General features: G+C 48.2%; 6 protein-coding genes. 3 read left to right on the top strand and 3 right to left on the bottom strand.

The window, feature by feature from the left end:
* Positions 1-45: 45 nt before the first annotated feature.
* Together QH73_RS19485 and QH73_RS19480 are read right to left on the bottom strand one after the other, a co-directional pair.
* Positions 46-930 (bottom strand): chemotaxis protein CheB, encoded by an 885-nt coding sequence (locus QH73_RS19485; RefSeq protein ID WP_052289844.1) that lies wholly within the window; start codon positions 928-930, stop codon positions 46-48.
* Between the two features lie 1234 nt (positions 931-2164).
* A complete protein-coding gene (locus tag QH73_RS19480; protein WP_039711635.1) occupies positions 2165-3445 on the bottom strand; it encodes an ISKra4 family transposase in 1281 nt (426 codons plus the stop codon).
* Positions 3446-3674: 229 nt separating this feature from the next.
* On the opposite strand from QH73_RS19480, the gene QH73_RS19475 reads away from it, so the two are divergent.
* On the top strand, positions 3675-3917 hold the full coding sequence (locus tag QH73_RS19475) for a hypothetical protein (RefSeq protein WP_039714150.1): 243 nt from the start codon (positions 3675-3677) through the stop codon (positions 3915-3917).
* A gap of 54 nt (positions 3918-3971) precedes the next feature.
* Here QH73_RS19475 and QH73_RS28905 read toward each other — a convergent pair whose 3' ends face one another.
* Positions 3972-4100 carry a hypothetical protein gene (locus QH73_RS28905; protein ID WP_286194134.1) on the bottom strand — a complete coding sequence of 43 codons (129 nt, stop codon included), beginning with the start codon at positions 4098-4100 and terminating at the stop codon, positions 3972-3974.
* Between the two features lie 312 nt (positions 4101-4412).
* Here QH73_RS28905 and QH73_RS28900 point away from each other — a divergent pair, with 312 nt between their 5' ends.
* Together QH73_RS28900 and QH73_RS19465 are read left to right on the top strand one after the other, a co-directional pair.
* The gene (locus QH73_RS28900; RefSeq protein WP_052289845.1) at positions 4413-8444 is read left to right on the top strand and encodes a PAS domain S-box protein; all 4032 of its coding nucleotides are present in this window, start codon (positions 4413-4415) and stop codon (positions 8442-8444) included.
* 60 nt (positions 8445-8504) lie between these two features.
* Positions 8505-9936: sensor histidine kinase (locus QH73_RS19465; RefSeq protein WP_132867394.1), on the top strand; the 1432-nt coding region annotated here is incomplete at its 3' end.

Genomic DNA, 9936 nt, shown 5'->3' with positions numbered 1-9936 from the left:
AATATTGTGGTTTTGAAACCCCCTTTATTTGCAGTGAATGTGGTTTCAAAATTGCCTTGTTTGCAGTTTTATCTCTCGATGTTTGCAGTTCGCTACAGCTACCAGACTTTCGGCAGAAAAGGCATGACCGACGCGACAGCGGTACTGAAGCAAATTCTTTCTTTCGTGCAGTTGGAACAGGGAACCGCCGCAATCTGGACAAGTCAAGCCTGAAGCTGTCCCAGGATGTCCTCGTTCGCGTAAAGCCATGCCATCGAGTTCCACAATATCGGGTTCCATTTCCCGCTCGCTGTCGCTATTCACACTCAAAGCTCCTGGCTCAACTATTGGTTCATGGGCTAGACTTACCAAAACAGGGGCGATCGCCGAGACTGGTAGAATGTGGTCTACTTCTACGTGTGAGATGGCACTCTTGGGCATCCCGCTAAACAGGGCATCATTGGGATGTTGCACCACAGCCACACCACCCCGCTGCTTGATATCTATCAGCCCCGCCGTACCATCGTCGAGCGTACCCGACAGCACCACACCAACTACGCGGCGATCGTATGCCTTTGCTGCCGTGCGAAATAAGGGATCGATTGCCGGACGAGTACCGTTTTCCTTTGGACCCTGCACTAAGCGGATGTAACCGCGTTTGACTAACAAATGGTAGTTCGGCTGTGCTACATAGATGCGCCCAGGCACAATTGCTTCCCCGTCACGAGCGTGAGCCGCGTGCATTTTCCCATTGCGGTTGAGGATCTCTGGCAGAAAGCTCTTACTTGTGGCAGAAAGGTGAATGACGATGAAAATTGCCGCTGGTAAGTTCTCTGGCAAAGAGGCAACCAGCTGGGTAAGCACTTCCACCCCGCCAGCAGAGGCTCCCACGACAATTATGTCGTGTCCGAGTATTTGTTTTTCCCGATCCAAGGGTGCGAAGTTATCCATTTAGTTGTGGAAATTGGGTAAATATTCCCATCCAAGTCGCTAAAAACTAGCTAAGTATTTCTCTAGCGAGCTTCTGGCAATTCGAGAAAGGACTTGCCATCGCACGAGAATGCACGGCGATCTAGCTCGGACTTATCTGGCTACTTTACTACTACTAACTGATGCTATTTCATCCATCTTCTAGCTAGAGAATGGACTTGGTGTTAAATCTCTGAGTGATTTTGACTACCAAAATAAAAAAAATCGCACTAACTGTTTTCAGAGGACACATCGGTTACATCATCGATCGTAGACACGAAATATTTAATTTCGTTTAGACAACGATGTTGAAAGCCTTGTAGATTGCGCTGTAAAAATATTAGTATATTAGTATACTTAATGGCGATAAATTGAGAGGATAAGATGTATTTGAAGTCACAAGTTTGTGTTAGAAAAGCTATCTCTGTAGGGATATATAGAATTAATTTTAGCGACTCAAAATTGAAATAGCAGTGAGACATAGTATAGGTAGAATTTTAGCCCCATTTAGAGTTGGGTAAATGGAGTTCGATTCAATTGCAAACGAAGCTGAGGCTAATTGTTTCAAAAATATTAGTCTAACTCGGTCGGAGACTAGCTAAAAGTTTTGCTAACAATTGGTTGTTGCGTTACATACTTTTATTATTTGTCACAAGACAAGCTTTCTCCATTTCTTGATAAACCTTCTCCTTTGTCTGCTCAAGAAACTTAAAAAAGTGTCAGAAAAATTATCGAATTTAGGAAAAATTTAAAATCATTATTTAGTAAAAGGTGGTACGCGATCGTGTCTAATTTCTCTCAAGAAGATCGTTCTCAGAAAAAACTCGATCTATCTGCTATGCGTTTTAAAGCTAGGGTGATGCGGCTTCGAGCTTGCAAAATGCGGATTGATGCTCTAACAATACGTATTGAAACAAGGGCTATGCGCGAAAAAAAATCATAACTTAATTGCTATCCATCGAGAGCGATCTGTCAAATAATACCTGTTCGAGAGATACTGAATTTACGTTCTTGAAAACTCTTTTTTGTAGCAAAGTGTTGAGTTTGGTTTTGACCTAGCTCAACGCTCTACAAAAGTGTTTGTAAGCATTTATAGTTATGGTCTTTAAAGCGGCTGACTCCAATTTATAACTTTAATTACCAGAAATCCTAATAAATACTAAGTTTGCCTTTAAGATTGCTTTGGATTTAGGGTGCGACCTCGATCTGATATTATTTAGAGAGCAACCGGAAACCCATATTGATTGAGTTTGTGCCAAAATTGAGTCCACCGTGTCGGTGTTAAAACCAACGTTCTTAAACTAAGGACGACAGATGCACCTGCTTCTTTCCATCGCATTCCAGAACAGCATAAGCGTTGCTTAATCACGGTTTTACACGCTGCTTCAGTCACGCCAGACCCAATCGGGTAGTGTTTGTCGCGGTACAGAGCATAGTTCATTTGATGAAGATGATTCCGATAATAAGTGACCGCTGCATCTAGGTTCTCTTGAATGGTTTTGGAGTGGGTTTGGGTCTCTGATAACTTCAGCATCTGTTGATAAAGTTCGGATGCAGTTTCCGACTCATGTTTGAGCTGATGGCACTTTTGAGTCAGCCATTGTTTCTGTTGGGCTAAGTTATCGGGATAAAGCGTAACTGCCACCGCACCAAGATAACCAGAGGCATGATAGAAATCTAGAATCTGCTCTTGGGTATGACCTTTCAGAAACTGCCAGTTTGAGGCGGCACCATCGGCAATGCCGATATAGGTGGCTTTAGGGTATCGTTGTTTGGTGCGTTGGATTTCTCGCTCTAGCCGCTCTAGAAAACTGGCTTTGCCATATTCAGGGGTTGCTCCAATATAAATTGTGTGCTGGCGTTCCCCTACAGCGTCATAAAGACTAATAGTCCCGACCATTGCCTCTCGCCATCCTGTGTCGCACAGCAGCATACAGGTGCCGTCTAGACCAATGGCAACGCTCTTGATCTCGACCTCCAGTTTGGGGGGAACATAGTTCCAGCTTTCTTCTTTGAGCTCAATGATACTGGCAACGGCTTCGCTGGTGCGTTGGATATAAGAGACTGCAACTGGACGACGATGATTTTCTGCGAGGTCGCGTTGTACGTCTCTTGCTGAGCCATAAGCCAGTTTGGAGGACACTTGTTTCGCAAACAAGGGGGTTGAGGTAATGATAATTCTGCCTTCTCGCTCAACCGGACAATAGGTCTTACCCCCTCCTGAACGCTGATACACATGACGATGGACAATGACTTCTCCATAGGGGGTTTGATACTCTTTGGGTTGTTCTCCTTTTGTGCGCATCACTTCGCCAGCGATTTCAATGGCTGAACCATCGGTATCTAAATATTTCAGGGCGGCTGAGGTTGCTAGACATCCTCCTTCGTTCAAGCTTTGCTGGATGTTCTCTTCACTCGCGAGCATCGAACGGCTTAAGTCTATGGTCACTTCTAGCTTCACTTGCGACCCTTCAATACTCAGGATTCGTGCGCCCATTTTTGCTCCTGTGATTAGTTTACTCAGTAGTATCACTATCCGATCGCTAAATCAACTAGAGGTCGCACCCTGGATTTAAAGCTTTTTTATCAGTGTAATCAAGTACCAAAACAGTTATTGCTTGAGGTATACGATCCCCGCTTCAACCTAAACCCCTCGATAGAGATATTAAAGCTTTGCCTTAACTAAAAAAATAGTTATAGCCTTTGTAGTTGAGGAATTATAAAACATGACTGCAACTGTGACGAAAGTTCCTAAATTTCGGAAAAATCAAACAGTTCGCTTTGTTGGTGGAACGGGTAAAATCAAAAATTACATAGCCGAATCAAGTAGCTGGGCTTATTTAATAGAAATGGAAATGGGACCAGAACCAGAAATGGGTAGGGTTGGTCACGAGACAAAAATCTGGTTGTTTGAAGCAGATTTAGCTTTATTGAAAGATAACGTGTCTTATGGTTTGGCGATCGCCTAGATGCAACGTTTGCACGCTTAGACACTTTTCAATCGCAGAGCGATTCGCGAAAAATCAGCCTAGAATAGTCATAGCTGGCGTTACTTTGACGAGTGTAGCTGCACCCATACCGCGTCCTACCTTTTCTTCAGCTATCACTCGCATTCTATTTGTCGTCAAACGCAAACTCACCTGCCTCCTCATAGGTTGCTATAGATAAATGTAATTCTTCTAGTTGCACTTTTTTGGGGAAGAAGCGCTGTAGATGGCAACAATACTTTCTACTCGTTGCGCTCACCCTACCGACCTTGTATAGTTTGGTTAGGTGCTTGACAATGACAAGTCCAAGTCAGCCAAAATTTCTTGTATTAAATGACTCACTCAGAGCGAGCGCAGTGCCAGCGCGATCGTTTCAAGCTGCTAAATCTATCTTAAGAGGTAAATGCGCGGTTGATAGTTTCCATTTGTCGATCGATTTAATATCATTCGATTGGTTATCGATCGAAAATATAGATTGTGGCATCCACCGCTCGCTCCTCAAGTTTACCTCGTAGTGAAACAGGTATCTTCGTCCGTCAGTTGCGCCACCTACTGGAACTGACGCAGACAGAATTTGCTGCGAGGTTAGGTGTGGCACTGCCAACAATCGCTCGTTGGGAGAACAACAAATCGCAGCTTTCGCCACTGGCACTGATGCAGCTAAAAGCCATGCTGCACGAACTCAAAAATTCACCTCAAAAGGTTCAGCGAATCTGCGCGTCTGCCCTGCTGGCAGAATACTTTGACGAAGCACCGCAGCAGCATTCAGAATTGAAATCGGATCGGGCAATGCAGGACGAGGAATCTCCTATATCTGGAGAAGCCGCTTGCCAGCAGATCGAATCGGCACTGCAAGTTAGCGAACAGCGTTTCCGCCGACTTGCCGATTCGATGCCCCACATTGTCTTTGCCGCGCGACCGGACGGCAGCATTACCTATGCCAACCGTTTCGCGCAGGAGTATACCGGACTGAACGATGAATTGTTAGAGCGAGGCTGGACAACTTGCATCCACCCCGACGATCGCGATCGCGCCTTTCATACTTGGATGCAAGCGGTGCAATCGGGTGAGTCCTACGAAATGGAGTGTCGGTTTCGCAAAGCAGATGGGACGTATCGGTGGTTGCTCAGTCGGGGACTGCCAATTCGGGATAACCAGGAGCGGATCGTTGAGTGGGTTGGTGGCAGTACCGACATTCACGAACTCAGGCTGGCACAATCAGCACTACACCTGAGCGAAGAACGCTTCCAACTCATGTCCCAGGCGACGAACGATGTCATGTGGGACTTCAACGTGCAGACCCAGCAAATGTGGTGGAGCGAGCGGATGCAACTGCTGTTTGGTTATTGTCCTGAAGATCTCGGAGCTGATATGTCTGGTTGGGCCCAGCGGGTTCACCCAGACGATCTAGAGCGCGTTGAGGCGAGTTATGCTACCTGTTTGAGCGGTGAAGCACTCCTTTGGAGCGAGGAATATCGATTTCGGCGGACGAATGGCTCTTACGCCTTCGTGCTCGATCGCGCTCGCATTCTTCGAGACTCGATGGGGAATCCAGTCCGAGTTGTCGGTGCAATGGCAGATATCAGCGATCGCAAACGCTCGGAACTGATGTTGACCGAGCAGAAGCGACTGCTGGAGCTAATTGCATCGGGGCAGCCAATGGAAGAATGTCTTTCATCCCTGTGCGAGTCGGTAGCTAAACTCAATCCGCGTACCCGCGCCTGCTTCCTGTTGACCGATGCCCAGCGACTGACATTTCCGCGCTCGATCGCGCCAGACTTTCCACCGTCGTTTGGGCAAGGACTCAAGGATGCCCCGATTAACGATCTCTGCATCGGAACCTGTGGTGAAGCGGTATATCGCGGTCAACCGATCGCCTGTGCGGATATTGCCAATGACAATCGCTGGTCGCCAGAATGGCGAGATTTATGCGTGGCTCACGGCATCTTAGCGTGCTATTCTACACCCGTGCTGGGAGCGGACAATTTGCCCCTCGGATCGCTGATGCTTTGTTTCGACCGCTCGCGGATGCCAACTGATTGGGAATATCAACTGGCTGAGTTTGGTACTCAAGTTGCCAGCATCGCCTTTGAGCGCGATCGCGCCAGCCTTGCGCTGCGCCAGAATGAAGCCCGCTTCCGTGCAGTCGCTACCAACCTACCGAATGGAGCTGTCTTCATTGTCGATCGCGATTTGCGCTATCTGCTAGCAGAAGGCAAAGCTCTTGAAGACGCAGGAATGACTTCTGGGGACTTGGTAGGCAAAACTCTCTGGGAAGCCCTCGACCCAACCCTCGTGGCACGCTACGAACCCTACTACCGCCAAGCTCTCGGTGGCGAACCATTCAGCTTAGAGCATTGCAGCCACGGGCGATACTACATTTCTCATGGCACACCCCTGTACGACGAGCGTGGTGAGGTTAATGCAGTGCTGGCTATATCCTACGACATTACCGCTCGCAAAGAAGCTGAAACAGCCCTAAGCCAAAGCGAATCTCGCTTTCGGTTGATGGTTGAAAGTGCGAAAGATTATGCCATTTTCACCCTCGACCTCAATGGCAATGTCACGAGTTGGAATTGGGGAGCCGAACGATTGTTAGGGTATTCCGAAGCAGAAATTCTCGGTTGTAGCGGTCGCATCATTTTCACGCCAGAAGACAACGAACGGGGAAAAGCCGAGCAGGAAATGCAAATCGCCCTCACCCAAGGACAGGCAGAAAACGAACGCTGGCACGTCCGCAAAGATGGCAGCCGCTTTTGGGGTAGTGGTTTAGTGATGCCATTACGCGATGAAGCGGACAACGTGCAAGGACTGGTCAAAATCATGCAGGACAAGACCGCACAAAGGCAAGCTGACGAACGATTCCGGTTGCTGTACGACACCACCAGCGATTTACTCGCCACCGAGCGACCCCTGGCGCTGATGCACAACTTATTTAGCAAACTCTCAGCCCAGCTGGAATTGGATTATTTCTACAACTACATGGTTGAAGAAAAAGACAACCGAGCGATGCTGCATTTGAGAAACTATGGGGGGATTTCCGATGAAGCGGCTGAGGCGATCGAATGGATTGAATTCGGTCAGTATCTCTGTGGACTAGTAGCACAAGAGCGGCGGCAAATCGTCCTCGATCGCGCCCAAATCTCCACCCATCCCAACGCACAGCTTATCTGCTCGAACGGTGTCACCGCTTACGCCGGACAACCGTTGATCGTGCAGGGACGGCTACTGGGGACGCTCTCGTTTGCCAGCCGCAGCCGCACCTGCTTTACCCCAGCAGAAATCGATCTGCTACAATCGGTCTGCGAACAGATGGCGATCGCCCTGGAGCGGGCAAACTTGATCGCCTCAATCCAGCAGCAAGCCCAGCAATTGCAACAAGCCAATCGGATTAAAGATGAGTTTTTGGCGGTGTTATCGCACGAGTTGCGATCGCCCCTCAATCCCATCCTCGGCTGGTCGAAACTGTTACAACAAAGAAAACTAGACGCGGCAAAAACCGCAACCGCGCTTGCCACGATCGAGCGCAATGCCCAGTTACAATCACAACTGATTGAAGACCTGCTCGATATCTCCCGCATTCTGCGCGGCAAATTGAGTTTGAATCAAATGCCTGTTGACTTGAGGATGGTAGTCTCATCTGCCCTAGAAACGGTTCGTTTGGCTGCCGAAGCCAAGTCGCTGCAAATTGAAACGACAATCCCACCTAATATGGGAACGGTAATGGGTGATGCCGGACGATTGCAACAGGTAGTCTGGAATCTTTTATCCAATGCCGTGAAATTTACTCCTCACAATGGGCAGATCGCGGTTGCCTTAACCCAAACTGGAACTCATGCCCAAATTCAAGTCATCGATACAGGAATTGGCATCAATCCTAATTTTCTGCCTTATGTATTTGAGCATTTTCGCCAGGAAGATGGAGCGACAACTCGTAAATTTGGCGGTTTAGGATTAGGACTGGCAATCGCCCGTCAAATTGTCGAAATGCACGGTGGAACAATTACCGTCGAGAGTCAGGGTGAAGGACAAGGTGCTACGTTTACCGTTCTAATTCCACTGGCACTGCAATCGAGCGAACTACCGATAGAAGTATCTTCTGACTTAACGGGCGATTTGAGTGGCATTGACATCTTGGTGGTAGACGATGAGCCAGACTCGCGAGAGTTTGTCGCGTTTGTTTTAGAACAAGCAGGTGCGATCGTCACCAGCGTTGCATCGGGAATTGAGGCATTACAAGCGATCGAGCAGTCCGTTCCCGATTTAATCGTCAGCGATATCGGAATGCCCGATCTGGACGGCTATATGCTGATGCGACAAATTCGGACGCTGGAACAAGCTAGACACGTTCCAGCCATTGCTTTGACTGCCTATGCTGGAGAACTTGACAAACAGCAAGCGATCGCGGCTGGATTCGGGCAACATATTCCCAAACCCGTCGAGCCAGAGAAATTGGCGAGTGCAATTCATGCCTTGTGTAACGATGTATTTGAATCAAAAAAGCAATAGAACGCCACTTCGAGCGTAATTTTATTTCTGATTTTTGACCTGATTCGATTTTCTCCTTTCATGAAAGAGCGATCGCCTAAACCAACCCTAACCACCCCAGTTCCAGCCAATGAAACTGAACGGTTAGCAGCATTGCATCGGTATAAGATTCTCGACACGCCACCCGAAGCTGCCTTCGATCGCATTACCACATTGGCTGCACGATTATTCAACGTGCCAATCGCCTTAGTGTCTCTGCTAGATGAGTCTAGAGCTTGGTTCAAATCTAGTTATGGCTTTGAGGGGCGCGAAGTAAAACGAAATGATACTATTTGTAGCTTTGCAGTCTTGTCTGACGAGATTTTAGTAGCGTTGGATACCCAACAAGATTCTCGGTTTAGCTGTAACCCATTTGTCCAAAGCGATCCAGGAGTGCGGTGTTATATTGGCGCTCCTTTAATCACTCACGACGGCTTTAATCTTGGCACTCTTTGCTTGTTAGATACCCAGCCCCGTGAAAGCTTTAGTCTGGAGCAGCAAGCTACCTTAAACGATCTAGCCGCAATGGTCGTGGACGAGCTAGAACTCCGACTCGCTGCCCATCGGATTGCCCAAACCGATGCCGCCATGCTGGAAATTACCCAAGGCGTTTCCGGCGTAACTGGAGAAGCATTTTTCTATGCCCTAGTACAACATTTCGCGAAAGCATTGGGCGTAGACTATGCCTATATTGCGCTACTCGTGGATCGCGATGAGGAAACCCTGAGAACGATCGCGGTGTATGCTCGCGGTCAAATCGTCGAAAATTTTGAATACTTGCTGCGAGACACTCCCTGCAAAGAAGTGATTCAGCAACAAAAATTGTGTTGCTATCCGCAGAGCGTTCAAGCTCTGTTTCCGCACGCGCCGCTACTCGCGCCGCTACAGGTTGAAAGCTATATTGCGGTTCCATTTTATGATTCGCTCGGCACTCCATTAGGCTTGCTAGGTATGATGGACGGCAAGCGATTGGAGAATATCCAACTGGCGGAATTTCTGCTTCCGGTTTTTGCGCTCCGAATTGCGGCTGAATTAGAGCGTCAACGGGCATCCGAGCAACAAGCTCAGGTACTTGCCCGCGAGCAAGCAGCTCGTCAACAGGCTGAGACAGCAAACCGGATCAAGGATGAGTTTTTGGCTGTGCTGTCGCATGAGTTGCGATCGCCGCTCAATCCGATTCTGGGCTGGGCAAAACTGCTCCGCAACGGCAAGCTGGATACAACTAGATCGGCTCGTGCGCTCTTAACGATCGAACGTAACGCCCAGCTACAGGCACAACTGATTGACGATCTGCTCGACATTTCCCGAATTTTGCGTGGCAAGCTAACTTTAGCCGTAGCACCAATTGAGCTAAGCCTCGTCATTACTGCTGCCTTAGTATTACAGTTGTATTTAAGCAGAGGAAAGGCCAGCTCGTTTTTGAAAATGCCAGTAACGCGCAGTAGCTTGATGGGCGCGTCGCCAATAAGACCAC

This window comes from Scytonema millei VB511283 (genome assembly GCF_000817735.3).
Taxonomy (GTDB): Bacteria; Cyanobacteriota; Cyanobacteriia; order Cyanobacteriales; family Chroococcidiopsidaceae; genus Chroococcidiopsis; species Chroococcidiopsis millei_B.
This window is presented reverse-complemented; position numbering and strand designations above follow the sequence as displayed.

Coding starts and splice junctions, on each gene's coding strand:
- QH73_RS19485 (WP_052289844.1), bottom strand. CDS start 930: ATGGATAACTTCGCACCCTTGGATCGGGAAAAACAAATACTCGGACAC.
- QH73_RS19480 (WP_039711635.1), bottom strand. CDS start 3,445: ATGGGCGCACGAATCCTGAGTATTGAAGGGTCGCAAGTGAAGCTAGAA.
- QH73_RS19475 (WP_039714150.1), top strand. CDS start 3,675: ATGACTGCAACTGTGACGAAAGTTCCTAAATTTCGGAAAAATCAAACA.
- QH73_RS28905 (WP_286194134.1), bottom strand. CDS start 4,100: ATGAGGAGGCAGGTGAGTTTGCGTTTGACGACAAATAGAATGCGAGTG.